This window comes from Novosphingobium mangrovisedimenti (assembly GCF_025153475.1).
Classification (GTDB): domain Bacteria; phylum Pseudomonadota; class Alphaproteobacteria; order Sphingomonadales; family Sphingomonadaceae; genus Novosphingobium; species Novosphingobium mangrovi_A.
This window is the reverse complement of sequence record NZ_JANZXA010000057.1, coordinates 1-593: the sequence shown is the minus strand read 5'-3', so window position 1 is coordinate 593 and position 593 is coordinate 1. Positions and strand designations below refer to the sequence as shown.

Below are 593 nucleotides of genomic sequence, written 5' to 3'. Positions count from 1 at the left end.
CCCCTGGCCGCCCATGGTGCAGCCTGCGGATGAAGTGCAACCCACGAAGGTCAATTCGCCGCCGCAAATTCGCGCAGCATGTGCTTAGCGATCTGGAGTTGCAGGATCTGGGTCGTGCCTTCATAGATCCGATATATGCGCGCATCGCGGAAGAAACGTTCGGCATCGTATTCGGCAAGATAGCCGGCACCGCCGTGGACCTGGACGCAGGCATCAACCACCCGGCCGCACATTTCCGTCGCGAAAACCTTGAACGCCGCTGCTTTACGCAAGATGTTCTCGCCTGCGTCGGCACGCCGGGTGACATCGTCCATCATGCATTCGGCGGCATAGATTTCGATCTCGCTCTGAGCGAGCATCTGCTGGATCAACTGGAAGTTGGCAATCGGCTCGCCGAATGCCTTGCGCTCGGTCGCGTATCGGATGGCGCTGTCCAGCGCCCGGCGGGCATAGGCGGTCGCTGCGGCTCCCACCGACATCCTGCCGTTGTCGAGGCTCATCATCGCGAATGCAAAGCCCTTGCCAAGTTCGCCGCCGAGCAAAGCCTGGCTGCCAACGTGGACATCTTCCAGCACGATATCGGCGATATGGCT

1 protein-coding gene is annotated in these 593 nt (G+C 60.7%); it reads right to left on the bottom strand.

Annotation, left to right across the window (positions count from 1 at the left end):
* Positions 1-50: 50 nt before the first annotated feature.
* On the bottom strand, positions 51-593 hold a 543-nt coding region (locus NZK81_RS21815), incomplete at its 5' end, for an acyl-CoA dehydrogenase family protein (protein ID WP_260047987.1).